The sequence below is a fragment of the Coriobacteriia bacterium genome, from assembly GCA_013336165.1.
Taxonomy (GTDB): Bacteria; Actinomycetota; Coriobacteriia; order Anaerosomatales; family JAAXUF01; genus JAAXUF01.
Genome location: JAAXUF010000009.1, coordinates 22,824 through 49,035, shown reverse-complemented (window position 1 = coordinate 49,035; position 26,212 = coordinate 22,824). Strand labels below are relative to the sequence as shown.

The following is a 26,212-nucleotide window of genomic DNA, read 5'->3' as shown; positions in this document are numbered from 1 at the left end:
GTCGTCTCCCGTAACCTTGCTCTGCGTCGAAACGTTACCCCCATAGGAACCAGCAGGCAGGAAACCATGTGACGGAGAAGAAGCTCACGCGGCTGATCGCCAGAGCCAAGAAGGGCGATAGCATCGCCTTCGGCAGACTCTACGACGAATACGCCAACAGGGTGTACGCGTTCGTACGATCGCGCACGAGTTCGGCACACGATGCCGAGGATGTGACTGCAACCGTGTTCCTCAAAGTATGGGAATCACTCGGATCGTACGACAACAACGGAGTGCCGTTCTCGGCGTGGCTCTTCCGCATCGCTCGCAACGCCGCGGTCGATGAGTACCGGCGCGGCGAGCGAAGGCCGATCCCCACCGATGGCGCGCCTGACGATACGGTGTGGGCAGACAGCGCCGAAGTGCTCGCGGTAGCGCGCGCGGATGCCGAGATGCTCCGGAGCGCAGTGCGATTGCTCACAGAAGAACAGGCCTCAGTCATCGCGCTTCGCTACTGGTGGGACTTGAGCATCAAGGAGACGGCCGAGTCTCTCGGTAAGAATGAGAATGCTGTGAAGCAACTTCAGCATCGGGCGGTCAAATCGCTCGCTCGCATATTGCAGGAGGATAGCTCATATGGAAACGCATGAGGATTTCGAGCACATGCCTGTGACAGCGCTCCGAACGGCCGCCGAGTCGATGCCGGATCAGGCACGTGCCGATGTGCGTCGGCGCGTGATGAGCACGATTCAGCCACGAACACGGTCTGGCTTCTTCTTGGCGCAATCGCGACGCATCGCGGCGGCGGTGACAGCGGCTACCGTCCTATTCGGCGGTGGTGTGGCGTATGCAGCCAACGGGTCGCTCCCCGGCAGCACGCTCTATCCCGTCAAGCGTGCGGTAGAGAACGCGATCGTCGCGGTGCTACCGACAGGTTCGCTGGAGCGGCAGGTGCTCGTCGGGTTGGCGGAACGGCGGGCTGAAGAGGCAGGCGCTCTCGCCCGCCGGACGGGCGCAACCCAGGCCGATGTTGCGGGTGTGCTTGAGCAGTTGCGCGACAGTGTGCACATCGCTGGCGGTGTGACCGGACTTCAGGAACAGGAACTCTTGCGTATACAGAGCCGTATCGGTGAGGTTCCCGATTGGGCACAGACTGCGATCGAGAAGGCCATCTCGGCCGAGAACGACGCTCAGCAGGGCGCCGGCAGCGCGGGTCCTTCGAATGAAGGCGCCGGTTCTTCTGGCGGCAGCGGTACGCCCCAGGAGCCAGCCCCGGGCTCCGGCTCCTCAGGAAGCGGATCAGGCGGCGGCGTCTCAGGATCTGACAGCAGCACCGGCTCAGCAGGATCCGGCGGACAAATTCAGCAGAACGGCACCCAACGAGGCCTCGGGAATTAGCAGGACCACCCGTAACGCGGTAATGCCTCGGCGCGTTCTCTTGAGTGAGAGCACATAACGCAACGAAGGGACACCCCATGAAACGAACACTGTTTGCCGCACTGACGTTGGTCCTGCTGATGTCCATGACGGTCCCCGCATTTGCCGCAGGCCGCAACGGCACAACGGCAGGCACGGGTACCGGAACCGGAATCTGCACGAACCCCATCGGCGACCAAGTCCCTGACTGCATACAGGATCGTCTGCAAGATGGCACTGGTTTGCAGGTGCCGGCGACGGTTCCGGGCGTTCAGTCTCAGGGACAGAATCAGGTTCGCTCGCAGGTAGCAAGTATGCAGCCTGAGCCGGCCATGACCCCCGCCAACCCATCCGCCTATGCCCAGCGCGTGCTCGCACAGAACGAAGTGTGCATCGGAAACGACACCAACGTGCCGGCGGAGATCAGCGCCAGAATTAGCAATCTTTTCAACAACTTCGTTGAGCGCTTCAGGGGGTTGTTCGGCCTGCGGTAAGATCAGGGCCGTTCCTCCGATAGAGGCGTACTCACAAGAAGGGCACCCCACGGGTACCCTTCTTGTTTGATCGGCACGGGATCAGCTGCAAACCGATGTCCCGGTCACGTCCGCCGCACGTCACGCCACCTGACTGCGCGACCGGCGGGGAGAATGATGCCGCTCGCTATGTCGCGATTCTCGCAGATCTCTCATGGGTAGGTAAGACAGGCAGGGTCGCTTGGCTCGGCGGAGAGTGCAACACGCAGGAGGTCATGATGAGTGCCCAGAAGAAGGTGCCCGCCAAGGGCAAGCACGCGGCAGGGATAGGTGCCCGCGAAACCGGTAACGCCGGTGAGTTGCACCAACACGCCGGAGGAGAACACCCTCCGCTAACGACAAACCAAGGCGTCCAAGTGTCGGACGACCAGAACTCGCTGCACGCCGGAGATCATGGGCCGACATTGCTCGAGGACTTCGTCCTCCGAGAGAAGATCATGCACTTCGACCACGAGCGCATCCCAGAGCGCATCGTACACGCGCGTGGCACGGGAGTGCACGGCTTCTTCGAGCTTACGAACTCGCTGAGCAAGGTCACGACCGCGAAGATCTTCACCCAGGTCGGCGTCAAAGTCCCGGTCTTTGCTCGCTTCTCAACCGTCGCTGGCGGATCGGGATCAGTCGACACTCCCCGCGACATACGTGGCTTCGCCGTTAAGTTCTACACAGAGGAAGGCAACCTGGACCTCGTGGGCAACAACGTTCCGGTCTTCTTCATCCAGGATGCCATCAAGTTCCCTGACTTCGTCCACGCCGTGAAGATGGAGCCGGATCGTGGGTTCCCGCAGGCCGCAAGTGCACACGACACCTTCTGGGATTTCGTCTCGCTCACGCCTGAGTCGATGCACGCGGTCATTTGGGCGATGTCGGACCGCACGATTCCCCGCTCCTTGCGCATGATCGAGGGATTCGGCGTCCACAGCTTCCGGTTCATCGACCGTTCGGGCTACAGCACGTTCGTTAAGTTCCATTGGCGCCCCAAGCTCGGGCTGCAGTCCACCCTCTGGGATGAGGCAGTCAAACTCGCCGGCGCGGATCCGGACTTCCACCGCCGCGACATGTTTGACAGCATTCAAGCTGGCGCGTTTCCCGAGTGGGAGCTTTTCGTCCAGCTGTTCACGCCGGAAGAGGCGGACGGCTTCCCCTTCGACCATCTCGACCCCACGAAACTGATCCCGGAGGAACTCGTGCCGCTCACGCCCGTCGGGCGCATGGTGCTCAACCGCTGGCCCGACAACTTCTTCGCCGAAACCGAGCAGGTCGCCTTCTGCCCCGCCAACATCGTGCCGGGCATGGACTTCAGCAACGACCCGCTCCTGCAGGGTCGGCTTTTCTCCTATACCGACACGCAGCTCTCACGTCTTGGCGGAGTGAACTTCCACCAGATCCCGATCAACTCACCCAAGTGCCCCGTGACCAACAACCAGCGCGACGGGCACATGCAGATGGCGGTGCCAAGCGGCCGAACCAACTACGAGCCGCAGTCACTCGAGCCAGATCGGCCCCTCGAGTCCCCCCACGGATTCGCTAGCGCCGCGGTCTCCATCGATCACGGGCTCAAGCGCCGCATTCGGCCGGCAAGCTTCGCCGATCACTACAGCCAACCCCGCCAGTTCTACCGCAGCCAGAGCCCCGCGGAGCAGGCTCACATCGTATCGGCGTACGTGTTTGAACTGTCCAAGGTGCAGACGCCACACGTGCGAGAAGCGATTGTCGGACACCTGCGCAACATTGACGCCTCACTGGCCAAACGCGTCGCCACCGGCTTGAATATGGCTACGCTTCCGGCAGCTCCTCAAGCGGCAGCCCACATTCAAGACTTGGCGAAATCGCCCCCGTTGGGCCTCATTAGCAAGATGAAGGACACGCTCAAGGGTCGTTCAGTGGGCATTCTCATTGCCAACGGATCCGACAGCGCGGCGATTGACGCGATCCGGAAGGCGGCGCACGCTGCCGGGGCCGTCGTCAAGGTGGTGGCGCCCAAGATCGGCGAGGTCAAGCTCGGAGGCGGCAAGTCCGAGGTTATCGAGAACCAACTCGCCGGGACGCCGTCGGTGATCTTCGACGCGGTGGCGGTGATCCTGTCCGACGTAAGCGCGAAGCAGCTTGCCAAGGAAGGTGCCGCGGTTGACTTCGTGCGGGATGCATTCGGCCACCTCAAGGCCATCGCCGCCGACGAAGGTGCCAAGGCACTCCTCAAGACCGCCGGCGTCACTGCCGACGCAGGCGTCATCGACGCCGCCGACCCCAAAGCTTTCATCAAGGCAGCAAAGACTCGCCAGTGGGCGCGCGAGCCGAAGGTACGCACACTGCCGTAGGCGGAGACCCACTTGGTGAATCGCGCCCGTCGAGGAAGAACTCGGCTCGGGTTCATCGGCGCCACGACGAAGCCGTCGCGTAGAATCGATGAGCGCAAAGGCCGGAGGAAGCTCTCCGGCCTTTGCGTGATCACATGCGATGCCCTCTTCTCACGCGAGGGTTCGCGCAACGATGTATGGTCGCCTTCGACGAACAGCGCCAGACTATCCGCCGCGCTCTTGATGCCAACCAGCGCCGGTCCGCTGCCCTCTTGAATTCATTGCTGGATGCCGTAATCGACAAGGCGACATACACCGCGAAGTCCGCCGAACTCGAAACCGAGAGAGTCACTTTGGAACGCCGTCTTTCGGCGCTCTCAGAGAAGCCTGTCGGACTGACTGCGCAGGTTGAAGGCTTGGCTCGGCAAGCGGCATGCGCGCATATCGACTTTTCCTGCGCTGATGAGGAGACAAGGCGCGAGATCCTCGCTGGGGTACTTTGTAACCTGCTCGTACAAGACGGTCACATAGCGTCCTACCAGTGGAAAGACCCTTTCAGCGTCCTCGAAATGGACTCCGAAAGGGCCTTCATTTGCACATGGTCGGGCTGACAGGATTTGAACCTGCGACCCTCTGCTCCCAAAGCAGATGCGCTACCAAGCTGCGCTACAGCCCGAATTGCCCAAACCGCCGACCTCTTGGCGAGGCGAGCATCGAACAGTATAGGGAGAGGGCTGCTCAGGGGCAAATGCTAGTTGACGCCAAACATCCCCATGGCTATCTGGTAGCCGATCTTCCGGGGGTCTCCCGACACCACCAGCATTGGAACCGCTTCAGCGCCGACAGCAATCTCCTGCCCGCTCGAAAGCGTCAGCAGATGCGTATCACCGTCGTGGAGTACCGAGACCACATGATCCAGGTTGACAGTCCAAGACTGCCCGCGCTTATCGGTGAACTTCACGAACATGCTTCGACCCGTCTTCCTGCCGATTTTCCTATCGGCGCAGCATACCATTCCCAACAGGAGAATCGCCGCGGTCTCAGCCGCGCTTGAGCTTGGCGCGCAGATCGCGCAACGCCGCCCCGCGGTGACTGATAGCGCTCTTCTCGGCGAGTGAAAGCTCGGCCATGGTGTGACCGGGGATGGCGTCGGGCAGAAAGAGCGGGTCGTAGCCAAAACCGCCGTCCCCACGTAGCTGAAAGCCAATCTTCCCCTCGCAGGTTCCGTTCGCGACGACCTCTGATCCGTCGTCCTCCACGAGCACCATCGTGCACCGGAAGCGAGCGCTCCTCTCGGCTGCGGGAACCTCCTTGAGCGCGAGGAGCAGGCGCGCGTTGTTCTTGGCATCGGCGGCGCACTCGCCGGCATAGCGGCTTGAGTAGACGCCGGGCTCGCCGCCGAGCGCGTCGACTTCGAGACCGGAATCGTCTGCGAGCGCCGGCATGCCGAAGCGCTCGAACGCCGCCCGGGCCTTGATGCGCGCGTTGTCCTCAAAGGTGGTGCCGGTCTCGTCGGGACTTGGCCACTCATCGGAGAGCTCGTCGGCGGAGACGAAGCGCCAGCCCTCGAAGTTCAGTGCCGAGCGGATCTCGGTAAGCTTGCCGCGATTCGATGTGGCGACGACGACCGTTAGCGTGGAGCCGTCAGGATTCGTAGACATCCAGGTCCTCCGAAAGAACGTGCTGCTGGATCTCCAGCAGCCGCCCGATCCCTCCGGTGGCCAGATCGAGCATCGCGTCGAGGCGCTTGCGGTCGAACGGCGTCTGCTCGCCGGTGCCTTGCACCTCGATGAAGCGCCCGCGGCCGTCCATGACGACGTTCATGTCGACCTCGGCAATGGAGTCCTCAGCATACTCGAGGTCGAGCAGGAGCGTGCCGTCGACCATGCCCACACTTGTGGCGGCGATCTGCTCCAGAAACGGCAGGCGCGCGATCTTGCCAGCCGCCATCCACTCCGAGAACGCGTCGTGAAGCGCGATGTATGCGCCGGTGATCGACGCGGTTCGAGTACCGCCGTCGGCCTGCAGGACGTCACAGTCCACGGTCACCGTCACTTCGCCACCGAGAGCGCCCATGTCGACTGCGGAGCGCAGCGAGCGGCCCACCAGGCGCTGGATCTCCTGCGTGCGGCCTTTGGGGCCGCCGGAGGAGCTCTCGCGGCGTGAGCGGGTGTGCGTGGCCGCCGGCAGCATCGCGTACTCCGCCGTCACCCATCCAAGCCCGCTGCCGCGCCTCCACGACGAGACGCCCTCCTGGATCGACGCCACGCACAGCACGCGCGTGTCGCCGAGCTCGAAGATGCAGCTCCCCATCGCGTGCTTCAGGTAGCGGCGCGTGATCCGCACAGGGCGCAGCGCATCGGGCGCGCGGCCTTCAAGTCGGTTCGTCATCTAGTCGTCCTTTCCGCCCACAGGCGAGATCTCGAACACATCCAGTTCGTTCGCGACGACCACCGGGCCGTCGAATACCGCGGCAGCATAAGTCACCATCGCCGCGCGGTCGTTTGTCGGCCACACGTGGGCAAGCACGAGCGCTCTCACGCCTGCGTCTCGAGCGAGCGCCCCCGCCTGCGATGCCGTCATGTGCGGCCCAAACCCGGCATAGGCCTCCGGAAACGTCGCCTCGGCGAGCAGCAGATCGGCGCCCAGCGATACGGCGAACGCAGCGGGGCCGGGCGCCGTGTCAGCGGTGTAGACCAGCCTGGCACCGTCGGCCTCGGCCACCAGCGCATACGTAGGCTCGATGTGGTCGACTCGGCGCGGTGTGATCGTCAGATCGCCGACAGCCACGCTCTCGCCATCGACAAGCAGCACCGGCACAAACGCGAGAGCCAGATCGGTAGCGATGCGCGTGTTGACGGGGCCGCAGAGCGCCTCCCACAGTCCCTCGGGCATGTAGAGCGCGAGCGGAGGCCGTGGACCCTCGGGGGCATAACGGAGGAGGGAGTTCAGTGCGTAGAGATCAGCGAAATGGTCAGGGTGAGCGTGCGTGACAAAGACTGCATCGAGCGCGAGGGGATCGGTCACCTTCCCGAGGTTCGAAAGCACTCCGTTGCCGCAGTCCAGCAGCACCCGAGCCCCACCCGCCTCGAGATAGTGCCCCGTGCACGCCTGACCGGGTCCCGCGTAGCTCGCCGCCGAGCCGAGTACCGTCAGTCGCATGAGCCCTCTTTCGCCGTTCCCTCGGCCGCTCCCGCAGCCAGCTGCTCGAGCGCGACATGCTCGACCTCGCCGATTGGCGCGCCGAACACCCGCGAGCCCAGCTGCTCGAACTCCTGCACGTCGCCTGTGGTGGCAAACAGGTGCCGAGGCGGACGGCCATCGGCCAGCGTCAGCTGGTCACGGCGCAGGAGCGTCTCGGCCACCTCGCGTGCCGTCTCCTCGGCCGACGAGATGATGCGTACGCGCGGTCCTACCACGGACCCGATCGCCGCCGAAAGCAGCGGAAAATGCGTGCAGCCGAGCGCGAGGGTGTCGATCCCGGTGCGTTTCAACGGATCGAGGTACTGACGAGCAATCGCGTGGAACGCCGGACGGACGAACACGTCGGCCGAGTCCGCCATCAGCCCCTCGACAGCGCCCACATCGAGCCGCAAGCCTTCTTCGACGATGTCGACAAAACGCGGAGCCGCCACACTGAAGACGGTCACACCGGCGTCGAGCGCACGCACCGCGCGGCTGTACGCGCCCGACTCAATGGTGCCGACCGTGCCGATCACTCCGACTCGGCGGTTCCTGGTAGCCTGCACCGCCGCCCGCGCACCCGGCTCGATGACTCCGATCACAGGCACCGAGAACGACCGTTGAGCCAATTCGAGCCCGGCAGCGGTTGCGGTGTTGCATGCGATGACCAGCATCTTGACTTGGCGGCGTTCCAGCCACGCGCCAATCTCAAGCACAAACCGCCGCACCTCGGCCAAGTCGCGCGGGCCATACGGGTATCGCGCAGTGTCACCAAGATAGACGAGCGACTCGTGCGGCAGCGCGCGCGCGATTTCGCGCGCGACCGTCAGACCGCCGAGACCGGAATCGAAGATACCAATGGGTTGAGACTGCATGAGGCCAGTATAGCTTGTCTACCTCGGCTCACGGGACCGGCGGCTTCTCGGGACCGACGAGCACACGACCGGCTTCAACCGCGACCTCATAGGTGCGCAGAGGCCGAGGGTGCCTGACCAGTTCAGAGATGCCGAGCACGGCACCCGTCCAGTCGGTCCAGCGCACTACATGGCCGTCCGAAAGATCGAACTGCGAGTGATGGAGGGGGCATGTCACAACCGTGCCGTCCAAGACGCCCTTTGCCAGATGGCCGTGGAGATGCGGGCAGCGAGCGTCGGAGATGTAGTAGCGCCCCCCGACCAGCGCTACAAGCAGCTCGTGGTCTTCGACCTCTACGGATGTCATCGTACCTTCGACCAAGGGTGCCGCCAGCGGCACTTCGATGTAGCCTTCCATGTTTGAAGCCCCTCCCATGGTCTCGTCATTGGGTCTCACGGTATATGCCCAACAACGCGAAAAGAACGGCCCCTTTTGAGGGCCGCTCTTCTGAACGTTTGCTATGAAGCCGTTAGACTACTTGGCGTAGACCTTGGTGGCCTGCAGCTTGCCGTTCTGGCCAGTGGTGACCTCGAACGAAACGGCCTGGCCCTCTTCGAGGGTCTTGAAGCCGCTGGTCTGGATCTCGGAAAAATGGACGAACAGATCGTCGCCATCCGTACGCGAGATGAAGCCATAGCCCTTGTCAGCGTTGAACCACTTAACTGTACCTTCAGCCATTCTAAACTCACTCTCCTGCCCCGCAGGGCAAAAAACAAAGCGACGCAACATTCCGCAATCTGCGCGAAACGCCACGCCGCGAAACTGGATCCCCTTCGGATCCTGCGGAGAGTATAGCACACGACTCGCCGATGACGCGCAACCTATATTTCATGGTCCCGAAACAGAGCCGTGTTTCACTAAGCCAATGATGAATGTAGCAGATCCTTCGTCCAACGCCACAGTGGGAACCGTTGAACTCGCGGTGCTGCTCGACGTCAGCCAAGCCATGGCGTCGAGCTTCGACATCGATCGCAATCTCAGGCGATCCATGCGAGTCCTCTCTCAAGGCCTGGGTCTTTCCCGCGCAACCGTGGCGCTCATCCATCCCGAGACCCGCGAACTCAGGATTGCGGCGGCTCACGGACTCACGCGTGCCGAAATCGCGCGTGGGGTCTACCGCACCGGCGAGGGTGTGGTGGGCCAGGTCGCGTCGAGCGGCAAGACGATGGCGATCCCCAACGTCGGCCAGGAGCCCCTCTTTCTGAACCGCACCGGCTCCAGACCGGAGCGGGCCGACATCGGCTTCATCTCTGTTCCGATTGTGCTTCGCGGGAGCGTATTGGGGGTGCTCTCGGCTGATCGCGTATTCGCCGATGAAGATGTGTCCCTCGAAGAAAACATCCGTGTGCTCGAGATTGTGGCCTCGATCATTGCGCATGCGGTTCGGCTGTACTGGATCTACCAGCACGAAGTGGAGGATCGCGACCGGCTCCGAGGTGAGTTGCGCGGGCGGTACTCGCTGCCCAACATCATCGGCGACTCCGATGCCATGCAGGAGGTGTTCAGAATCGCGTCGAAGGTGGCGCGCTCACAGGCCACGGTGCTTCTGCGTGGCGAAAGCGGCACTGGTAAGGAACTGATCGCCCACGCGCTTCACTACCAGGGACTCAAGCCCAAGGGTCCGTTTGTGGCGATCAACTGCGCTGCTCTCCCGGAAAACCTGCTGGAGGCGGAGCTGTTCGGCTACGAGAAGGGCGCTTTCACCGGCGCTATCTCAAGCAAACAGGGCCGCTTCGAACTCGCACGAGGCGGCACCATCTTCCTCGACGAGATAGGCGACGTCCCTCCCTCTCTGCAGGCCAAGCTCCTGCGCGTGCTGCAGGAAAGGACATTCGAGCGGCTCGGCGGCACAAAGACTCTCACAAGCGATGCCCGGATCGTCAGCGCCACGAACCGCAACCTCGAGCAGATGATGCGCAGCGGAGAGTTTCGCGAGGACCTGTACTGGCGCCTGAACGTCGTCCCGATCTTCCTGCCTGCACTGCGTGATCGCCGAGAAGACCTCCCGCTGCTCATCGAGCATTTCCTGAACCGCTTCTCCCAAGCGACCGGAAGCACCATTGAGCTCACACGCGAGACCATGCACATCCTCTTAGAATATGGATGGCCGGGCAACATCCGCGAACTCGAGAACACACTGCACCGTCTGGTGGTCCTAGCCGAGACGGACACAATCCACCCTCGCGATCTGCCAAAGCACCTGCTGCTGCATGACATGGCCGACGAGGGCGGAGATGGGCTTTCGTTAAACGAGGAGATAGAAGCCCTCGAACGCCGTCGCATTCTCATCGCACTGCGCCGACATACCTACGTACAGGCTCGTGCGGCCCGTGAGCTGGGAATCACACCACGCCAATTGGCGTACAAGATGCGCAAGTACGACCTGGAAGGAGCCTAGCCGTGACGCCTTGCAACAGAAGCTCTGCCGTGGACGCTGCGATCGCTCTTATCACGGGCCCCAGTGGCCCGGAATCACGGTTTGCGACGGCCGAACGGCAAGCCGAGTTTGACGCGATCCGCATGATGCTGCTGGCCGAGGCGACGCCCGGTTTCGACCCGGTAGTGACTGACGCCGTAGCTCGAGCTGTCGCCGCGGGGTGTCTCGGCGAACAGCATCTATGGCGCGATCTGGAACTCGCTAACCGGCAGGAGTTGCGAATCCTTCTCGAAACGTGCTTCGAGCCGTTTGCCCACGACAACATCATGGATATGCGCTGGAAGAAATTCATCTACCGGCGGCTCTGCCGTTGGGGCGGGTTCAACACGTGCAAGGCGCCAAGTTGCAGCGCGTGCTCAAGCTATTCGGAGTGCTTCGCCGATGAGGGGTAGCACGCACCGCGAGTTGTGGTCACTCCGGATGCTTTTCGCGTCCGAGATTCGAAGTTCCGAGAGCGGCGGCGACGGCGTTGAGACGCTCTTCCAGTTGGGTAACGCGTCCCGCAAGGCCATCAAAAACGTCGGATGGCCCAGCCGCACCCACCCCGGCCGAGGACGCAACCGTGATCGCGTCCTCCCGTGCAAGCTTGCGTCCGTACACGAACTTCGCATAGCCCAAACCCAGCGTCACTACGAGCGCGAAAACGATGACGATAAACCGCGTGACCGAGTTCCCCGAGAAGATAGTCCAACCCGATCCGTACACCATCGTGAACAACCCGCCGAGCAGTAGTCCGTTTGAGATCACGCGCAGCTGTTCGCTCCGAACCAGAGAGACTCCCATCACCAGGGTCGCAAACAGCACGAGGATGATGCTCGTGCCGCGTGCCCAGTCCTTCATTTCGGCCTGCTGTTTGTTGGTAAGGTCGTCGATCTGCCTCTGGATTGCCTGAACCTTGGCCTGGTCCTCGGCACTCAGCGACGCCCCGCCTGATGATTTCAGGTTGAAGGCCTCCTGATCGCGATACAACTGTTGGATCTGCGTGTTGTACTTCTCATCAGGCGACGGATAGAACGTGTTGACTCCAACGCCAACTACCGCGAGAACCATGAGGCCGAGAAAGAACGAGAAGATGGTCTGCAGTGCGTAGTGCTGACGATCGACTGCTGTGGCCACGCCGTCCTCCTACGTTTTTGGGTGAGCATTAGATCACGTGGCACTATCGTACCCGTTCTCGAGCGCTGTCTCCCCCCAAGGTACAGTAATAGGCGAGCATGAAACCCATCTCCGCTTCAACGGGGCAGCTTCCGCACATGCAACCCCGCTCGGTGACGATACAACGACTCTCTTCATCATCTTCGACGCAGAATGCAAGCCGCTTGTCGCAGTCGACATAGGTCGGACACGAAGGACAGATACAGGCGGATGCCGCCCCTGACTTGTCCACACACGCCTCCCCTGCACCTGCGCCCGTGGTGTTACAGACGCTCAGAGAGAGTGTTCCCGCAACCGGCCGGAAAACGCCGCGTCACTGGCCGCGTTTTGCAGACACGGTGCCGATATCGATCACAAGCACCCGAAAACGTGTATAGACAGCGTCGGCGTCGAGGTGGTTTCGCTCCCAAACCGCAGCCGCATCCTCGGCGGACTCAAGCTGACCGATGAGTGTGCGCATCGCGAGGCGGACATCGTCGGGATCCTCGAGTACGCGCGCCATGCCGGTGAGAACGACCGAGGCGAACGGATGGGCGCACTCGCCGGCCAAATAGCCGAGGTCTTCGACTACCGTAGCGCAAACGCGCGAATTGGCCGCGACTATGTCGAGCTTGCGTCCAATGGGCGCCACGTGGCAGCACAACCGGTGGCGCTCACAATCATAGCCGTAGCTGAGTGTCACGGCGTACGGCTCATCGCCATCGACCATGGCGAGGGTTACGAACCTGCCGGCGGAAAGGATGCGATCAACCTCAGCAGGGTCTGTAATGGCGCGGTCTTGTCGGCGAAGATGGCTCATGAGGGTAGCCTACAGGATCGTCGCCGAGACGTCCAAAACGTCACGACACGGCTTCGAGATAGTCATCCGACAGCCGTGACATAAGCGTTTCGGCTTCCATGTCACGGTCTTGGCCAATGAGCCCGCACGCATCCGCTCGGCATTGGTTGCAGTGCGTCATTTGTGCGAGGTATTCGCCGCACGCCGCGCGCGCAGCATGGATCTGAGAGGGAGACGGCGGCATCACGTCACGGAAGCGCGCCTGCGGAATGAGCGGCAGGATGTTGCCCAAACGCGCGCCCGACTCGGCAGCTAGCAGCGCGAGCGCCGGAAGCTCTGCCTCGTTGACTCCCGGAATCAGCACGGAGTTCACCTTCACGACAAGGCCTGCCGCGACCGCACGCCGCAGGCCATCCCACTGCCGGTCAAGCAGCTCCTCAGCAGCTTCCCGACCTCGCAGCCGTTTCCCGGCCGGGTCTGTGACCCAGGAGTAGACCATCTCCGCAGTCTCGGGCATGACCGCGTTGATGGTAATAGTGAGCGAGCGGACACCCGCGGCGACAAGATCGCGCAGGCGGTCGGGCAGTGCGAGACCGTTGGTCGACACGCACAGAATCGCCTCAGGGTATTCCGCTCGCACAAGGTCAAGCGTCTCGAACGTCGCGTCGTTGGCCAGCGGATCGCCCGGTCCCGCGATGCCCACTGCCGCGATCGCTCCCCCGCCACGCTCTACAACCGCCCTCATACGATCGAGCGCCTCCTCCGGTGAGAGAATCGTGCTCGCCACTCCGGGGCGAGACTCGTTCACGCAGTCGAATTTGCGTATGCAGTAACCGCACTGGATGTTGCACTCCGGCGCAACGGGAAGGTGAATCCGACCCAGTCGCCGATGCACATCCGCCGAAAAGCACGGATGATTCGCCATTACCAGCCGCTCATTTGCCCGAGCGCTGCAAGCTACGTGCGGGATGCCTCCGGTCATCTCTATGCCCTCCGTCCGGTGGCGCTTGACATGTGTGTTGCTTCTCGACACCTATGCTGCAACGTGTACCTGTGCTTTCTTAGCGCAAACTCGCGCGCACGCCCCACATCCGATGCACGCGCCCGGATCGGCGATGCTCATGACCGTGTTGCCGAAGTCGTCACCGTACTCGTCATCGTCGTCGGCCTCGTAGGGCTTGGCGATCGGCGCAAGCACACCCTGCCCGCATACCTTGTAACAACGGCCACAGCCGATGCACGCGTCGTAGTCCACCGAATCGATGTAGCCCGGCCGCCACGACCGTCCGTCCCGCGTGGTAGACGACATCACGCCACCGCCTCGGCGCCGACTTCAAGAGTCCGGATGCGCACTGCCTCGTCGATCACGGAGACGAAGATTTTGCCGTCGCCAAACTGGCCGGTCCGGTTCACGGCGATGATCGCCGAGACAACCTCGTGGGCGGCCTCATCGGGAACGACGACAGTCAACAACCGCTTGGGTACGTAGAGAGCGACCTTGGGCAAGGTGTGCTCGAGTGCGTAGGCCGATGGCGTGGGCCTGAGCTTCACATGGAGTGAGTTGCAGGTTGCACCGTCCTCATCCATATCCTGCAACTGACAGGCGACGTTTCCGCGCTGCTTGCCGCGGCCCTCGACGCTTTGGATGGTCAGAGAGGGGTAGCCGATCTCGGCGAGTGCACTCTTGGTCGCCGGGAGCTTGTCTCGGCGAATGATCGCGGTGATCTCTCTCACAGCCCTGCCTCCCCGGTCCTGATCGTGTAGGCCTCCTCGACCGGCGAGACGAAGATCTTGCCGTCGCCAATGAACCCAGTCCGTGCCTTGTCTTCGATGACGCCGATGACGGCCGCGGTGTCGGCGTCATCGACAACCATCATGAGCAGAGTCTTGGGAAGCTCGTCGTAGTAGATCGGGCCGACCTGCAGCCCCTTTTGCTTGCCGCGGCCAAAGACCGGCATCTTCGTAAGAGAGCCAAACCCGGCGCCCTCGAGAGCCTGAACGATCTCCTGTTCCTTCTCGGGCCTAACGAACGCTCGCACCATCTTCATGTCGGTTACCTCTCTCCGGTCTGGCTGGCGGTTTTTGCTTCGCGCTGGGCATCTGATGCTAGGATCTTGCGCATCCACGGCGCAGGACGGTAACGCATGGTCTCAATGAGATTCTCAGTGAGCAGCTCAATCGAACTCGATCGCTCCACTTTGAGCGGCATGATGCCACGCCGAATCAGCTTCGCGGCCGAGGGGCCGCCTATCTCGGTGAAGTAGACGATCTTGCAGTCAGCGAGTTGATCGACCTTATTGGCAATCGCACTTTCGTGCAGCTCACCCATGCCCCGCGACTCTACGACCGCGACGTCCACGTCTCCCTCTGCAACTCTGCGCAACTCCACGAAGACAGCGGCGTTCGGCGTGATGTCGTAGATAGAGAAGGCGCTGGCTCGGCCGAAGTGCTCGTCTACCGTCGTGCCTCTTGTGCTGGCGAATGCGACTTTCAATTGGATCCCCTTTCTCCGATGACATTCTGGTTTGTTCGATTGGGCGAAAGCAGATTCGCCACGGCATCGACGACCCTTGCTGCGCCCCGGTATCCAACGGAAAGCTGGCGTGACGCGCCATGGGTCTCGAACTGTGGGAACCCGGTCTCAAAGAGAACTGCTCCTGCGGAAGCGGCCGTGCGATGGGCGTGGGAGTTCGATACCAGCAGATCGATTCCCCCGGGTACGCTGGCCAGATCGCCGACCACGACCTCATCGGCGAGAATCCGGGAAGCGACGACGGCTCGCGTCGGGATGATGGCGCATACGGGACGGGCCGCCATCTCGTCGAAAATCGCAGACATGGACATGGCGTGATCGGATTCCAGCGCGAGGCAGACTCGCCTGCCTGAGATGCGCAGGTGTGCGTCGCGCATCGCGTCGATGGCGATGCGCCGATCACGCTCAAAGCGCCCTGCAACCGACCTGCCTGAGAGCAGGACCAGCGCCGCGAGAAGTGAATCGGTCGCTTCGACACCGCACACCGCATCAAACACCGAGAGCGGAGTGCCGAAACGCTCTGCAAGATCGTGAGCGGCTGGTTCGAGCGACGCGCCCAACACCAGCGTGTGCGCAGACGCCGAAAGCCGGCAGATGTCGGCCAGCATGACTCCACCCGCGGCCAGCGCCGAGAAACCCTCCCGACTGCCGTCAAGGGCTGACAGGTCCGGGAGCATTATCGGCCGCAGGCCGAACGACTCCACCATGTCTTTGAGTTCACACACGTCAGCCGGGGAAAGATGCGAACCGGCGAGCACCGTGACTTGTCTTGAGGCCGCTGGTGCCTCGAATGCGGCGTCCTCGGCAAGACGCAGGAGGGAACGGACTGCGGCAAGATAGCCGTCTTCGAGGCTACCGTGATAGTCGGGAGCCCGAATCGCAATGATCGCAGGTTCGAACTGGTGATCGAGTCGGCGCGCCAGTGTCGCGACATCGTCGCCCCGTACCTCGGCCAGGCCGCCGCTGACAAGCGCAATGACATCCGGCCGAGACGAGGCTTCCACAAGCGAGCGGACGACTGTGCTGACGCCCTCGTCGCTACCTAGCACGACATCCTCAGTGAAGAGCTTCGTGGTGGAAAGAGCAATCGGCTCGTTGAAGTGCCGGATAGCCAGGACCTTGCCCAGGAAGGTGCACCCCTGCGCCGCATGCAACACGGGGATTGACCGATCCACGCCCTGCAGCGCCAAGGCTGCGCCCAAAGTCGGAGCGTTTTTGAGCGGATCGATGGACCCGACGCGCTCCTCCGTGCGAACCGGCGTCTGAGCCGCAGGCAAAGAACAGAAGCGGTCACGTCTCTGCCGGTCGTAGAAGGCAACACTCGCCGAAAGATCCCGAGCAAGGTTCACGAGTCCTTCGAAGCCGGCGTAGGCGGTCTCCCGCTCCTGGTTCACGTCGACGAAAGGCCAGCCTTCCTTTGCGGCGAGATAGCGGTTGCGCCCGCCGGCGACCAACAGATCGCCTCGCTCCTCGGCCATGATCTTGCGGATGATGGCCGGCGAGATGTTCTCGATCAGTCGAACGCCGCTTCCTAAGACCTGCTTCACTTTCTCTTCGTCTTCAGCCGAGGACTTCTTGGTGCCGACTGCAAGAATCTCGATGCCCAAATCGGTGAGTGCGGACGCCATCGACCAGCTCTTCACGCCGCCGGAGTACAGGATCGCCCGCTTGCCTTTGAGGGCGCCGACATAGGGCGCCAGACGCTCATCGAGCTCTTCTTGCCGCCGTGCGATGACCTCTTCGACGCGCTGGCGCACACCGACGGCCTCTGGCGACACAAGCTCCAACGCCTCTGCAATCGATCGAAGTGAGCGCACAATCTCGGTCGCCCCGAAGAAGGACACTTCCAGGTATGGAACTGCCCAGCCGCGCTGCAGGCCTACCGCCACATTGATGAGCGCACGGCTGCACACGAGCACCGACAGTCTGGCGCGGTGTGCATGACGCACTTCCTCGAAGGTTGCGTTGCCGGTGATTCGTGACAGAACCCGAATCCCGCACTCATCCAGAAGCGGCTCGATGAGATCGAGGTCACCACCCACGTTGTACTCACCGATGATTACGATATCGGTGGGTGTGGTCACCGTCGGCTCGGCCGTTCCGATGACGTGCTCAAGCAGCGCTTCACCGGCAATCCGATTGCCGAGGTTCTTCGGACCCACAAACCCCGGCGCATTCACCGGAACCACAGAAAGCGCGAGTTCGACCGAAAGTGATCCGCAGACTCCGTCGATGTCTTCGCCAGTGAGTCCGGTCACGCACGTCGAGTAGACGAAGACCGCCTTTGGTTGTTCGCGCCGCACGACCTCGCGGACCGTCTCGGCAAGCTTCTTCTCGGCACCGTAGACGATATCCATCTCGGAGACATCGGTCGTGAATCCACGCAGGTGAAAGTCGCCGGCAGTCGAGTGAACGCCGCGGCCTTCCCACGCGTTGCCGGCGCACGATATGGGGCCGTGGATGACATGCGCCGCGTCTGCGATCGGCATGAGCACAATCGCGGCACCGTCGAACGCGCACGACTCCCCTCCGCGGGAGCGGCACACCTTGTGCTGGGCCTCTGACTGACAGCCGGACTCCAGAAGCTTATCCAGTGAGACTGACATGGGTCCGCTCCTACCGGATCAGATCAAACGACGGAGTATCCATCGCCTTGCGGTCGAGCTCGTCCAGCAGCGTGTTGACGATGTCGGCGAGCAGGTTGATCGCGCCGTTGTACCCGACGATCGGCCTCTTGTGGAGGTGATGGCGGTCAAAGATCGGAAAGCCAACGCGCACAAACGTGGTGCCCGTGTCTCGCCACAGAAACTTGGCGTTCGAGGGCCCAAGCAGCAGGTCGACCGGCTCGGTGAACATGAGTGAGCGCAGGTGCCACATGTCCTTCTTGACCCACACGGTCGCGTCGGAGCCGTAGGGCGAGGATGCCAGAAGCGCATCCGCGGCCTTCTTGAACTTCTTGTCACCGTTGGTCGCGACGATGTGAACCGGCCGGGCCCCCACCTTGAGCAGAAAGCTGATGAGGCCGAGAAGCACGTCAGGATCGCCGACAAGGGCAACGCGCTTGCCGAAGATGTAGGGGTGCGAGTCGAGCATGGCGTCAACCGCACGGCCACGCTCAACCTCCAAACGCTTCGAAAGCTGCCTACCGGTCAGCCGAGTGACCTCGGCAAGCAGCGCGTCGGTAGCGGTGATGCCGATCGGCATCGGGCCGGCAACGAATTCCTGTCCCCACTCGTCGTGCACGAACTCGCCGGTCTTGACGGTCGACCACTGCTGCATCGCGACAGTGGCTTTCGCGTTGCCGGCCTCGCGCACCTCGTTAAACGTCGTGGCACCGGCTGGGTAGAGCTCGTACTCGCCAAACGCCGGGGCGTCAACGACAGCCGAATAGTCGCCGAGCATGGTGTACTTGACACCCATCCAGTCGAGCAGGTGCCGATACTCACGCAAGTTACCTGCGTAGCCATCGAAGCCGGGGATGATGTTGATCGTTTCGTTCTTCTCGGCGGCGCTTCCGCCTGACAATTCCGAGAGGATTCCTCTGGTCATCGCGTCGTAGCCGTTGAGGTGGCTGCCGGTGAAGCTGGGGGTGTGTGCGAACGGCACCGGCACCTCATCCGGAACGGCTCCCTTGTCTTTGGACTGCTTGATGTAGGCGCGCAGGTCGTCACCGATGACCTCGGCCATGCAGGTGGTGGAGACCGCAATCATCTCCGGGTGGTAGAGGGCGTAGGCGTTCTCGAGGCCCTCGGTCATGTTCGAGAGGCCGCCGAAGACCGCCGCGTCCTCCGTCATCGAGCTTGAGACCGCTGCGATCGGCTCCTTGAAATGGCGCGAGAGGTGCGAGCGAAAGTAGGCGGTGCAGCCCTGCGAACCCTGTACGAACGGCAGCGTCTTCTCGTAGCCCAGCGCAGCGAGCACGGCGCCGAGAGGCTGACATGCCTTGCATGGGTTGATCGAAACCGCCTCGCGGGCGAAGTTCGCCTCGCGGTACTCGGCTGACTTGGTCCACTCGGCGACCTCGGCGACCTCGGCGCGGCTCGAACACCCTTCGAACTCGCGCTTGCGCTCGAACTGCTCGATGTACTCGGGCTGTGTGAAGAGATCGTTATGATCTGTCGTTTGCATCCGTGACCTCCTAACCTGCAGCGCGTTCGCTCGCCCACGCAGGCTTGCGTACGAGACCCCACACGGGGCTATTGACGGTCATGTCCATGTCGCGGGCGAATACTTTGAAACCGTCGAAACCGTGGTACGGGCCCGAGTAGTCCCACGAGTGCATCTGGCGAAACGGCACGCCCATCTTATGGTAGGCGTACTTCTCCTTGACGCCGCTGCCGACAAGGTCGGGCTTCAGGCGTTTGGTGAACTCCTCGAGTTCGTAAGGCGTGGCGTCGTCCATGATCACGGCGCCCTCTTTGAGCCTCGGGTGCGTCTTCTTGTAGTCGTCGGCGTGCGCGAACTCGTAGCCGGCGGCGATGATCTCCATACCGAGGTCCTCGTACGCGCCGATGATGTGCCGGGGCCGCAGGCCGCCGACGTAGAGCATCACGGTCTTGCCCTCGAGACGCGGCATGTACTCGGCGATGATGGCGTCCATCTCAGGCCTCATGCGCTCGATGAGCGCCTCGGCGTTGGCCTTGATGGTGTCGTCGAAGTGAGAGGCGATGGCGCGGATCGACGCGTAGATCTTCGTCGGCCCAAAGAAGTTGTACTCCTCCCAAGGCGTGCCCCAGGTCTCTTCCATGTAGCGGCAGATGTAGTTCATCGACCGGTAGCAGTGAACGAGGTTGAGCTTGGCCTTGGGCGCGTTGCCAAGCTCGGCGATCGTCGCGTCGCCCGTCCACTGGGCGATAACACGCAGCCCCATGTCCTCGAGGATGCGGCGGCTAGCCCATGCGTCTCCGCCGATGTTGTAGTCGCCGATGATCGTGACGTCGTACGGCGTCGTCGCGATGTCCGTGCCGACCTTGCCGAATACGTGATCGCGGATCGCGTCATTGGCGATGTGATGACCGAGCGACTGAGACACGCCGCGGAAGCCCTCGCAGCGCACCGGAACGACCGGTTTGCCGCACTCGACGGTCTTGACCTTGGCGACGGACTCAATGTCGTCGCCGATAAGCCCGACCGGGCACTCCGACTGGATGCTGATGCCTTTCGCCAGCGGGAAGAGCGTGTTGACTTCGTCGATGATGACCGCGAGCTTCTTGTCACCTCCGTAGACGATGTCGCGCTCCTGGAAGTCGCTCGTGAAGTGCATGGTGCCAAACGCATCGACCCCAGTGCTGCCGTTGTAGTAGTTGCGGCGAGACCAGTTACTGTATGCCCCGCATCCGACGGGGCCGTGGCTGATGTGAACCATGTCCTTGACTGGTCCCCACACCACTCCTTTGGAGCCGGCGTAGGCGCACCCGCGAACCGTCATAACCCCCGGCCGCGATTTGACGTTGGACTTCACGGCGCAGCTGGAGCACTCCCCGCTGGGATCGTTCGGCTTCACATGCTTTGCGCGGTCTTTGCGAGTCTTCTCGGGATACGCCTCGAGAACCTCGTCTATCAGCTTCTGGGTCTGGTTGATGTCTGGAGAGGGCATGGTGCTAGGCCACCGCCTCAGTCTCGTCGACAGTCTCAGCTTCCATGATGCCGAACTCCATCAGCAGCTCCTCGAGCTCGTCCTGAGTGATCGGCGTGGGAACGACGAACATCTGGTTCTCGGCAATCTTCTTCGCCAACTGGCGGTACTCTTCAGCCTGCACATGCTCGGGGTTGTACTGGATGACGGTTTGACGGCGAAGCTCGGCGCGCTGCACCTCATTGTCACGCGGGATGAAATGGATCATCTGAGTGCCGAGCTTGGCTGCGAGAGCCTCAATAAGCTCGTCCTCGCGATCGGTGTTGCGCGAGTTGCAGATCAGGCCGCCCAAACGAACGCCGCCGGACTGCGCGTACTTCAGGATTCCTTTCGCGATGTTGTTTGCGGCGTACATGGCCATCATCTCGCCGGATGTGACGATGTAGATCTCGCGCGCCTTGCCCTCGCGAATCGGCATCGCGAAACCGCCGCACACAACATCACCAAGAACGTCGTAGAACACGAAGTCGAGGTCCTCCGTGTAGGCGCCTTCCCCCTCGAGGAAGTTGATGGCGGTGATGACACCGCGACCGGCACAGCCGACGCCAGGCTCAGGACCGCCGGACTCGGCACATCGAACGTTCTTGAATCCCGTCTGAAGGACATCGTCGAGTTCGAGATCCTCGACACTCCCGCGCTCGCGGGCCATATCCATGACCGTGGTTTGCATCTTCTGGTTCAGGATCAAACGCGTAGAGTCGGCTTTTGGATCGCAACCGACGATCATGACCCCCTTGCCCGCCTCCGCGAGCGCCGCCACCAGGTTCTGAGTAGTGGTGCTCTTCCCGATACCACCCTTGCCATAGATTGCTATCTGTCGCATGACGCCTCCTTCTCGGTCCGCACCGCGGGGGCAAAATCCCGCATGAGATAGGGGTGTCAAACGCAATCGCCGTGCCAGGACTTACAAGCCCCTGACCTGCGGTTTCATGGAGTTTCAGCAGAGTGTATGCGACACGAATGTAGTGTCATGCGACAACAATGTAGGGTTGTTTCGCGAGCGTTTCCGGATCTGGCTGCTTGGAGCACCGAGACTAGAGCGAACCCGTTTCGAAGCCGGCGATCACTGCGAGAAAAGTCTCCCCATAGCGCTCAAGTTTGACGGCCCCTACGCCGGTGACCTCGAGCAGCTCGTCACGACTTGAAGGCTTGTGCGCTGCCATCTCCGCCAGAGTCGCGTCTGAAAACACGACGTACGCCGGAACCCGCTGTTCGGCAGCTAGTTCTCTGCGACGTTCGCGCAGCCGCTCGAAGAGCCCGTCATCCACGTCCATGCCGGCCAGAGCGCCCGAACGCCGAGGCTTCTTCGCCACCTTGGGCGCCTTGGCGCGCGGGGCGGCGAGGCGCACCGCGACCTCGCCACGCAGCAAATCGCGGGCGGATGCCTGAAGCTTGAGCGCCGAGAAAGCGGCAATGTCCTGCCGCACGTAGTTCAGGTGGATGAGCTGCCGAATGATGCTCGTCCACTCGTCACGTGAGCGTTCCGCACCGATGCCGTACACCGACAACCTCTGGTGGTCCCATTGACGGATCTTGTCGTTGTCGGCGCCCTTGAGTACATCGATGACGTGCCCGATCCCGAACCTCTCGCCCGTGCGGTAGATCGCCGAGAGCGCCTTCTGCGCGTCGACCGTGGCGTCGAAGAGCTGCGGAGGATCAAGACAGACGTCGCAGTTGCCGCAGTCGGCCTCGGTTGGCTCGCCGAAGTAGCCGAGAAGCACCCTTCGGCGGCATGTGGTGGCTTCCGCGAACGCGATCATCGCAGAGAGCTTGTGCAACTCAATGCGGACCTGCTCGGCGTTGGCGCTGTTTTCGATCAGGCTGCGGGCGGTGACGGCATCCTGCAGGCCAAAGAGCAACAGAGCCTCGGCATGGACTCCGTCGCGGCCGGCTCGGCCGGTCTCCTGGTAGTAGCCTTCGATGTTCTTGGGCATGTCGTAGTGGACGACGAACCTGACGTCGGGCTTGTCGATTCCCATTCCAAAGGCGACGGTCGCGACGACAACGCAGATCTCGTCGCGAAGAAAACCGTCCTGCACGCGAGTGCGCTCAGCGGCCGACAGGCCGGCATGATAGGCGGCTGCTGAAACACCGGCCTTGCGCAGCCCGACCGCGACCTGCTCGACCCGCTTGCGCGACAGCGCGTACACGATGCCGGAGTCCCCCGGGTGCTCAGCGATGAAGCGCTCAAGCTGCGCCAACGGCGCGCGCTTATCGGTGACGGTGTAGCGGATGTTGGGGCGGTCGAAGCCGCCGGCAAACACGGGTGCGTCGCCGATACGCAGGCGCTCGCGCACATCGGCTTGGGTCTGGTCGTCTGCGGTCGCGGTGAGTGCCACGAAAGGAACGTTCGGGAACAGGCTTCTCAGTGCGCCGAGCTTCACGTACTCCGGGCGGAAGTCGTGGCCCCACTGGCTCACGCAATGAGCTTCATCGATCGCAAAGAGCGCGATCTCGACCGTGCCCAGAAAGTCGAGGAACCCGTCGAGCATCAGTCGCTCTGGGGCCACGTAGAGCAGGTCAAGCCTCCCTGCGCGCAGATCACGAAGGACACACGCCGCCTTCTCCGGCGTTAGCGAGGAGTTCAGACAATCCGCCGCAACGCCGTTGGCCTGCAGCGCATCCACCTGGTCCTTCATGAGCGCGATAAGCGGCGAGACCACGATCGCCGTGCCCCGCCGATGCAGCGCCGGAAGCTGGAAGCACAGTGATTTGCCACCCCCCGTGGGCATAAGGACGAATGCGTCTCCCCCGCCAATCACGTGTTCCACTATCTCGCGCTGATGCGGGCGAAACTGCCCATAGCCGAAGACCTCGGCGAGCGTCGTAGCAATATCCGTGGTGCGTAGAGTCATGGGATCCCTTCGGTGCGCGTTCGCACACGGTAGCACGAGATTCTGACAACAGGGCCCTTGCGATACCATAGACTCAGGAATGCGATCGCCAACACACGAAAGGCCTCCATGGCACACATGAAGTTCGACCTCGCGAAACTCGAGAAGCTCAACGATCCGGGCCGCTTCGTGCAACTCGATCCTGTGCGCATGTGGGATGCTCTTGGCGATCCCACACCTCGCGTCATCGTTGAGATCGGAGCGGGCACAGGCCTGTTCGCCGCCAGATTCGCCGAGATGGCGCCGCAAGCGACAGTCTACGCAGTCGACATCGAACCCGTGATGATCGAGTGGATGACCAAGAATCGCGTGAGCGTCTTCGGCGAGCGTTTCGTACCCCTGCTTGCAGAGGAGACCTCGATCCCTCTTCCGGACAGTACGGCCGACCTCGTCGTGACCATCAACGTGCACCACGAACTCGCCAACCCTCCGGCGACGTACCGCGAAGCGTTGCGGCTCCTAGCACCCGCCGGGCAGATTCTCGTAGTCGATTGGGCTCCCATTGATACCCCAAAGGGTCCCCCGCAGGCGGTGCGTCTCTCCGGTGCCGAGTTGGCCGAGATCCTCTCGGCGGCGGGTTTCACGGACGTTGTCGTACACAGGCCGCTCGAGTGGCACACGTTGGTGACCGGTCGGCGCCCTAAAGGCTGAGGTCGCCGCGGACCTGAACGTAGGCTTGGCGAGCCGCGTCCACTGCCACGACGTAGTCTGCGACCTCCTCGGCATCGTTGAAGCCTCCGTCGTCGCACACCATGAGCCCGCCATCGAGTGCAAATGTGCCCGAGCGCGTCCCTATGCGCGCAGCGCCTTCTCGGCGGAGCGCGGCCACTTCGATGCCGCCCAGCGCCATCAGGCCGTGGCGCCCAGCCGCCTCCAGCGACGCCTCGAGGTCATCGCCACCCAGGCCCGCCAGATGAACGCCGGAAAATCCGGCACGCTTCAGCGCCGGGTAGAGGGCGCGGACGTCGCCGTCGGAGTGGAAGACGGCGGGTATGCCGGCGGCATGCGCCTCGGCGGCAAGCAGCCGATAGCAGGGCACAAGCGCGTCGAGGACGAAGTCGGGAGAGATCAGAAAGCCGGTTGCGCCCGCGAAGTCGTCGGCGACGACTACCGCGTCTGCCTCGGCGGCAACACCCTCCCGCACCTGGTCGAGAGCAGCATGCAGCTCCTGCGCGAGCGCTGCGGCAAGCGCACCGGGCCCGCCGGCCGTCGCCCGAAGCGCTTCGGCCCACCCGATGCGATCTGCCACCCGCCCGAAGACGCCGGCCACAGACCAAAACGCCGCTGCGCCTGCATGGTGAAGTCGCCGTACCGCCTCGGCAGAGCGCTCCTGGCCAGCCGGGACGAACGCAAAGTCGACATCGAGCGTACTCGCGAGCTCGGTGAGTGCGTACGCAGCACTCGAGGACTTCTTGGGCACCGGTGCCGCGAACGCTCCGATAGGCACCCATGTGACGCCCGTGACGAGTCCCATGCTTTCGCCCCGCAGCACGCCGATAGCGCGCACGCCGTTCACAGCGCGCCCCCAGCGCCGTCCGAGAACGCGTCCCACGCGCGCTTGACCTCAGCGAACCAGAAGGCGCGCGGGTCATCGAGGGCCTCTCGGCCGAGCTCTTGAGCAGCGAAGGTGAAGTAGCCCTCGCCCGGCATCCCCGTGTCGGCCCGGACGACCAGCGACGCGATCATGATTCCGCGTTCGGCGTTCTCAAGCTCGTCCACCTCGCCGAGCAGATCCATCAATGCCGAGGACCGAGCACTCACCCGGCCGTCAAACACCCGTCGCGCAACCTCACCGTACGTGACCGTGGAGTGGCAAACGGCCGTCTCGGCGAGCAGGGTCATGAGGCTACGTCGAGCCTGCGCCCATTCCTCGGGAGCAAATCCCCACGTGCGTTTCATGACACCGCCTTTCGTGCCGGTTGGGATCCTTGTGGGATTGTATCCCACGCTGACTTTCGGGCAGCACGACCAGGAGTTGTACGAGGAGCAAACGCAACAGAAAAGAGCCCGACCGTTTCCGGCCGGGCCCGAATGTATGGTGGAGGCGCGGAGAATCGAACTCCGGTCCACGGTAGCACCCTGGGAGGCATCTCCAGGTTCAGTCACAGCTTGGGTCTCGGTCGGGACGACGCACCGTGACCGGCGTGTCCCTTCCCAGTCAGTTCAGTCTTTCGCTACGGCATACAGACTACGTCCGAAGCGGCAGTCTCCTGAGTTGCGCTTTGCCGATACCGGAGACGTGTATCGGGTCAGCGTCGCTGGCTATTTAGGCAGCGAGAGCATATTTATTGGTGCCAGTTAATTGGCGTTTACCCCTGTTTAACGCGGCGAGGAGACCGCGACCTGCTTCCTCCCTCAGAACTATCGTGTCGAATCCAGTCGCCCCCATATGGGGAGAGATCGACGTATCAAGGTGCCGTGACCGTCAGGTCGCTTTCGAGAGTATACCCGCGCGCG

The 26,212-nt window shown here is 62.6% G+C and carries 29 protein-coding genes, 1 tRNA gene and 1 other RNA gene; 7 read left to right on the top strand and 24 right to left on the bottom strand.

Translation table 11 applies throughout. The annotated features are described in order from the left end of the window. Positions 1–68: 68 nt before the first annotated feature. The 4 genes from HGA39_07410 (at position 69) to HGA39_07395 (ending at position 4,246) form a co-directional block, all read left to right on the top strand. Positions 69–629 carry a sigma-70 family RNA polymerase sigma factor gene (locus HGA39_07410; GenBank protein ID NTW29173.1) on the top strand — a complete coding sequence of 187 codons (561 nt, stop codon included), beginning with the start codon at positions 69–71 and terminating at the stop codon, positions 627–629. Continuing rightward, positions 616–1,377 (top strand): hypothetical protein, encoded by a 762-nt coding sequence (locus HGA39_07405; protein ID NTW29172.1) that lies wholly within the window; start codon positions 616–618, stop codon positions 1,375–1,377. Before HGA39_07410 ends, HGA39_07405 begins: the two co-directional genes overlap by 14 nt. A 77-nt stretch (positions 1,378–1,454) precedes the next feature. After that, on the top strand, positions 1,455–1,889 hold the full coding sequence (locus HGA39_07400) for a hypothetical protein (GenBank protein ID NTW29171.1): 435 nt from the start codon (positions 1,455–1,457) through the stop codon (positions 1,887–1,889). Between the two features lie 257 nt (positions 1,890–2,146). Then, on the top strand, positions 2,147–4,246 hold the full coding sequence (locus tag HGA39_07395) for a catalase (GenBank protein NTW29170.1): 2,100 nt from the start codon (positions 2,147–2,149) through the stop codon (positions 4,244–4,246). 578 nt (positions 4,247–4,824) lie between these two features. Here HGA39_07395 and HGA39_07390 read toward each other — a convergent pair. From HGA39_07390 to HGA39_07355, 8 genes are all read right to left on the bottom strand, one after another. Then, positions 4,825–4,901, bottom strand: a tRNA-Pro gene (locus tag HGA39_07390). 75 nt (positions 4,902–4,976) lie between these two features. Continuing rightward, a complete protein-coding gene (locus tag HGA39_07385) occupies positions 4,977–5,186 on the bottom strand; it encodes a hypothetical protein (GenBank protein NTW29169.1) in 210 nt (69 codons plus the stop codon). Between the two features lie 79 nt (positions 5,187–5,265). Further along, positions 5,266–5,886: an RdgB/HAM1 family non-canonical purine NTP pyrophosphatase gene (rdgB, locus tag HGA39_07380; GenBank protein NTW29168.1), complete on the bottom strand. Its 621-nt coding sequence runs from the start codon at positions 5,884–5,886 to the stop codon at positions 5,266–5,268. Beyond that, positions 5,870–6,616: a ribonuclease PH gene (gene rph / locus HGA39_07375; protein ID NTW29167.1), complete on the bottom strand. Its 747-nt coding sequence runs from the start codon at positions 6,614–6,616 to the stop codon at positions 5,870–5,872. The genes rdgB and rph overlap by 17 nt, the downstream gene beginning before the upstream one ends. Then, complete coding sequence (locus HGA39_07370) at positions 6,617–7,387, bottom strand: MBL fold metallo-hydrolase (GenBank protein NTW29166.1); 771 nt, start codon at positions 7,385–7,387, stop codon at positions 6,617–6,619. After that, entirely contained in the window at positions 7,378–8,283 is a 906-nt protein-coding gene (locus tag HGA39_07365) for a glutamate racemase (GenBank protein NTW29165.1), read from the bottom strand. The genes HGA39_07370 and HGA39_07365 overlap by 10 nt, the downstream gene beginning before the upstream one ends. A 28-nt stretch (positions 8,284–8,311) precedes the next feature. Then, a complete protein-coding gene (locus HGA39_07360; protein NTW29164.1) occupies positions 8,312–8,680 on the bottom strand; it encodes a Rieske 2Fe-2S domain-containing protein in 369 nt (122 codons plus the stop codon). A gap of 117 nt (positions 8,681–8,797) precedes the next feature. Beyond that, positions 8,798–9,001 (bottom strand): cold-shock protein, encoded by a 204-nt coding sequence (locus tag HGA39_07355; protein NTW29163.1) that lies wholly within the window; start codon positions 8,999–9,001, stop codon positions 8,798–8,800. A gap of 190 nt (positions 9,002–9,191) precedes the next feature. On the opposite strand from HGA39_07355, the gene HGA39_07350 reads away from it, so the two are divergent. Continuing rightward, the gene (locus tag HGA39_07350) at positions 9,192–10,721 is read left to right on the top strand and encodes a sigma 54-interacting transcriptional regulator (protein ID NTW29162.1); all 1,530 of its coding nucleotides are present in this window, start codon (positions 9,192–9,194) and stop codon (positions 10,719–10,721) included. A gap of 29 nt (positions 10,722–10,750) precedes the next feature. Further along, positions 10,751–11,152, top strand: a complete 402-nt coding sequence (locus tag HGA39_07345; GenBank protein ID NTW29161.1) for a nitrogen fixation protein NifQ — start codon at positions 10,751–10,753, stop codon at positions 11,150–11,152. A gap of 19 nt (positions 11,153–11,171) precedes the next feature. On the opposite strand, the gene HGA39_07340 is transcribed toward HGA39_07345, so the two are convergent. From HGA39_07340 to recQ, 13 genes are all read right to left on the bottom strand, one after another. Next, positions 11,172–11,876, bottom strand: coding sequence for a hypothetical protein (locus tag HGA39_07340; GenBank protein NTW29160.1), 705 nt, complete (start codon positions 11,874–11,876; stop codon positions 11,172–11,174). 43 nt (positions 11,877–11,919) lie between these two features. Beyond that, positions 11,920–12,147, bottom strand: coding sequence for a DUF2769 domain-containing protein (locus HGA39_07335; GenBank protein ID NTW29159.1), 228 nt, complete (start codon positions 12,145–12,147; stop codon positions 11,920–11,922). Positions 12,148–12,228: 81 nt separating this feature from the next. Further along, entirely contained in the window at positions 12,229–12,714 is a 486-nt protein-coding gene (locus HGA39_07330) for a hypothetical protein (protein ID NTW29158.1), read from the bottom strand. Positions 12,715–12,754: 40 nt separating this feature from the next. Beyond that, on the bottom strand, positions 12,755–13,618 hold the full coding sequence (locus HGA39_07325) for a radical SAM protein (protein NTW29157.1): 864 nt from the start codon (positions 13,616–13,618) through the stop codon (positions 12,755–12,757). A 108-nt stretch (positions 13,619–13,726) separates the two neighbouring features. Continuing rightward, positions 13,727–14,002, bottom strand: coding sequence for a ferredoxin III, nif-specific (gene fdxB, locus HGA39_07320; protein NTW29156.1), 276 nt, complete (start codon positions 14,000–14,002; stop codon positions 13,727–13,729). Continuing rightward, the gene (locus HGA39_07315) at positions 14,002–14,427 is read right to left on the bottom strand and encodes a P-II family nitrogen regulator (GenBank protein NTW29155.1); all 426 of its coding nucleotides are present in this window, start codon (positions 14,425–14,427) and stop codon (positions 14,002–14,004) included. Before HGA39_07315 ends, fdxB begins: the two co-directional genes overlap by 1 nt. Then, the gene (locus HGA39_07310) at positions 14,424–14,741 is read right to left on the bottom strand and encodes a P-II family nitrogen regulator (GenBank protein ID NTW29154.1); all 318 of its coding nucleotides are present in this window, start codon (positions 14,739–14,741) and stop codon (positions 14,424–14,426) included. Before HGA39_07310 ends, HGA39_07315 begins: the two co-directional genes overlap by 4 nt. 5 nt (positions 14,742–14,746) lie before the next feature. Further along, positions 14,747–15,187, bottom strand: coding sequence for a nitrogen fixation protein NifX (locus HGA39_07305; GenBank protein ID NTW29153.1), 441 nt, complete (start codon positions 15,185–15,187; stop codon positions 14,747–14,749). Next, positions 15,184–17,832: a nitrogenase iron-molybdenum cofactor biosynthesis protein NifN gene (gene nifN / locus HGA39_07300; GenBank protein NTW29152.1), complete on the bottom strand. Its 2,649-nt coding sequence runs from the start codon at positions 17,830–17,832 to the stop codon at positions 15,184–15,186. The genes HGA39_07305 and nifN overlap by 4 nt, the downstream gene beginning before the upstream one ends. Before the next feature lie 10 nt (positions 17,833–17,842). Beyond that, the gene (nifK, locus tag HGA39_07295; protein ID NTW29151.1) at positions 17,843–19,354 is read right to left on the bottom strand and encodes a nitrogenase molybdenum-iron protein subunit beta; all 1,512 of its coding nucleotides are present in this window, start codon (positions 19,352–19,354) and stop codon (positions 17,843–17,845) included. 10 nt (positions 19,355–19,364) lie between these two features. Then, positions 19,365–20,822 (bottom strand): nitrogenase molybdenum-iron protein alpha chain, encoded by a 1,458-nt coding sequence (gene nifD / locus HGA39_07290; protein NTW29150.1) that lies wholly within the window; start codon positions 20,820–20,822, stop codon positions 19,365–19,367. A 4-nt stretch (positions 20,823–20,826) separates the two neighbouring features. Beyond that, positions 20,827–21,684, bottom strand: coding sequence for a nitrogenase iron protein (nifH, locus tag HGA39_07285; GenBank protein NTW29149.1), 858 nt, complete (start codon positions 21,682–21,684; stop codon positions 20,827–20,829). 211 nt (positions 21,685–21,895) lie between these two features. After that, entirely contained in the window at positions 21,896–23,716 is a 1,821-nt protein-coding gene (recQ, locus tag HGA39_07280; protein NTW29148.1) for a DNA helicase RecQ, read from the bottom strand. Positions 23,717–23,824: 108 nt separating this feature from the next. On the opposite strand from recQ, the gene HGA39_07275 reads away from it, so the two are divergent. Continuing rightward, a complete protein-coding gene (locus HGA39_07275; protein NTW29147.1) occupies positions 23,825–24,406 on the top strand; it encodes a class I SAM-dependent methyltransferase in 582 nt (193 codons plus the stop codon). Here HGA39_07275 and HGA39_07270 read toward each other — a convergent pair. From HGA39_07270 to ssrA, 3 genes are all read right to left on the bottom strand, one after another. Then, on the bottom strand, positions 24,396–25,271 hold the full coding sequence (locus tag HGA39_07270) for a hypothetical protein (GenBank protein NTW29146.1): 876 nt from the start codon (positions 25,269–25,271) through the stop codon (positions 24,396–24,398). The two genes, HGA39_07275 and HGA39_07270, sit on opposite strands and share 11 nt — an antisense overlap. Beyond that, positions 25,268–25,654 (bottom strand): hypothetical protein, encoded by a 387-nt coding sequence (locus tag HGA39_07265; GenBank protein ID NTW29145.1) that lies wholly within the window; start codon positions 25,652–25,654, stop codon positions 25,268–25,270. Before HGA39_07265 ends, HGA39_07270 begins: the two co-directional genes overlap by 4 nt. A gap of 137 nt (positions 25,655–25,791) precedes the next feature. Further along, positions 25,792–26,142, bottom strand: a transfer-messenger RNA (tmRNA) gene (gene ssrA, locus HGA39_07260). Positions 26,143–26,212: the final 70 nt, after the last annotated feature.

Excerpts from the sequence above, each read along its gene's own strand:
- HGA39_07405 (NTW29172.1), top strand. The coding sequence starts at position 616 with ATGGAAACGCATGAGGATTTCGAGCACATGCCTGTGACAGCGCTCCGA.
- HGA39_07400 (NTW29171.1), top strand. The coding sequence starts at position 1,455 with ATGAAACGAACACTGTTTGCCGCACTGACGTTGGTCCTGCTGATGTCC.
- HGA39_07395 (NTW29170.1), top strand. The coding sequence starts at position 2,147 with ATGAGTGCCCAGAAGAAGGTGCCCGCCAAGGGCAAGCACGCGGCAGGG.
- rdgB (NTW29168.1), bottom strand. The coding sequence starts at position 5,886 with ATGTCTACGAATCCTGACGGCTCCACGCTAACGGTCGTCGTCGCCACA.
- rph (NTW29167.1), bottom strand. The coding sequence starts at position 6,616 with ATGACGAACCGACTTGAAGGCCGCGCGCCCGATGCGCTGCGCCCTGTG.
- HGA39_07370 (NTW29166.1), bottom strand. The coding sequence starts at position 7,387 with ATGCGACTGACGGTACTCGGCTCGGCGGCGAGCTACGCGGGACCCGGT.
- HGA39_07365 (NTW29165.1), bottom strand. The coding sequence starts at position 8,283 with ATGCAGTCTCAACCCATTGGTATCTTCGATTCCGGTCTCGGCGGTCTG.
- HGA39_07360 (NTW29164.1), bottom strand. The coding sequence starts at position 8,680 with ATGGAAGGCTACATCGAAGTGCCGCTGGCGGCACCCTTGGTCGAAGGT.
- HGA39_07355 (NTW29163.1), bottom strand. The coding sequence starts at position 9,001 with ATGGCTGAAGGTACAGTTAAGTGGTTCAACGCTGACAAGGGCTATGGC.
- HGA39_07350 (NTW29162.1), top strand. The coding sequence starts at position 9,192 with ATGAATGTAGCAGATCCTTCGTCCAACGCCACAGTGGGAACCGTTGAA.
- HGA39_07330 (NTW29158.1), bottom strand. The coding sequence starts at position 12,714 with ATGAGCCATCTTCGCCGACAAGACCGCGCCATTACAGACCCTGCTGAG.
- HGA39_07325 (NTW29157.1), bottom strand. The coding sequence starts at position 13,618 with ATGGCGAATCATCCGTGCTTTTCGGCGGATGTGCATCGGCGACTGGGT.
- fdxB (NTW29156.1), bottom strand. The coding sequence starts at position 14,002 with ATGTCGTCTACCACGCGGGACGGACGGTCGTGGCGGCCGGGCTACATC.
- HGA39_07310 (NTW29154.1), bottom strand. The coding sequence starts at position 14,741 with ATGAAGATGGTGCGAGCGTTCGTTAGGCCCGAGAAGGAACAGGAGATC.
- nifN (NTW29152.1), bottom strand. The coding sequence starts at position 17,832 with ATGTCAGTCTCACTGGATAAGCTTCTGGAGTCCGGCTGTCAGTCAGAG.
- nifK (NTW29151.1), bottom strand. The coding sequence starts at position 19,354 with ATGCAAACGACAGATCATAACGATCTCTTCACACAGCCCGAGTACATC.
- nifD (NTW29150.1), bottom strand. The coding sequence starts at position 20,822 with ATGCCCTCTCCAGACATCAACCAGACCCAGAAGCTGATAGACGAGGTT.
- nifH (NTW29149.1), bottom strand. The coding sequence starts at position 21,684 with ATGCGACAGATAGCAATCTATGGCAAGGGTGGTATCGGGAAGAGCACC.
- recQ (NTW29148.1), bottom strand. The coding sequence starts at position 23,716 with ATGACTCTACGCACCACGGATATTGCTACGACGCTCGCCGAGGTCTTC.
- HGA39_07275 (NTW29147.1), top strand. The coding sequence starts at position 23,825 with ATGGCACACATGAAGTTCGACCTCGCGAAACTCGAGAAGCTCAACGAT.
- HGA39_07265 (NTW29145.1), bottom strand. The coding sequence starts at position 25,654 with ATGAAACGCACGTGGGGATTTGCTCCCGAGGAATGGGCGCAGGCTCGA.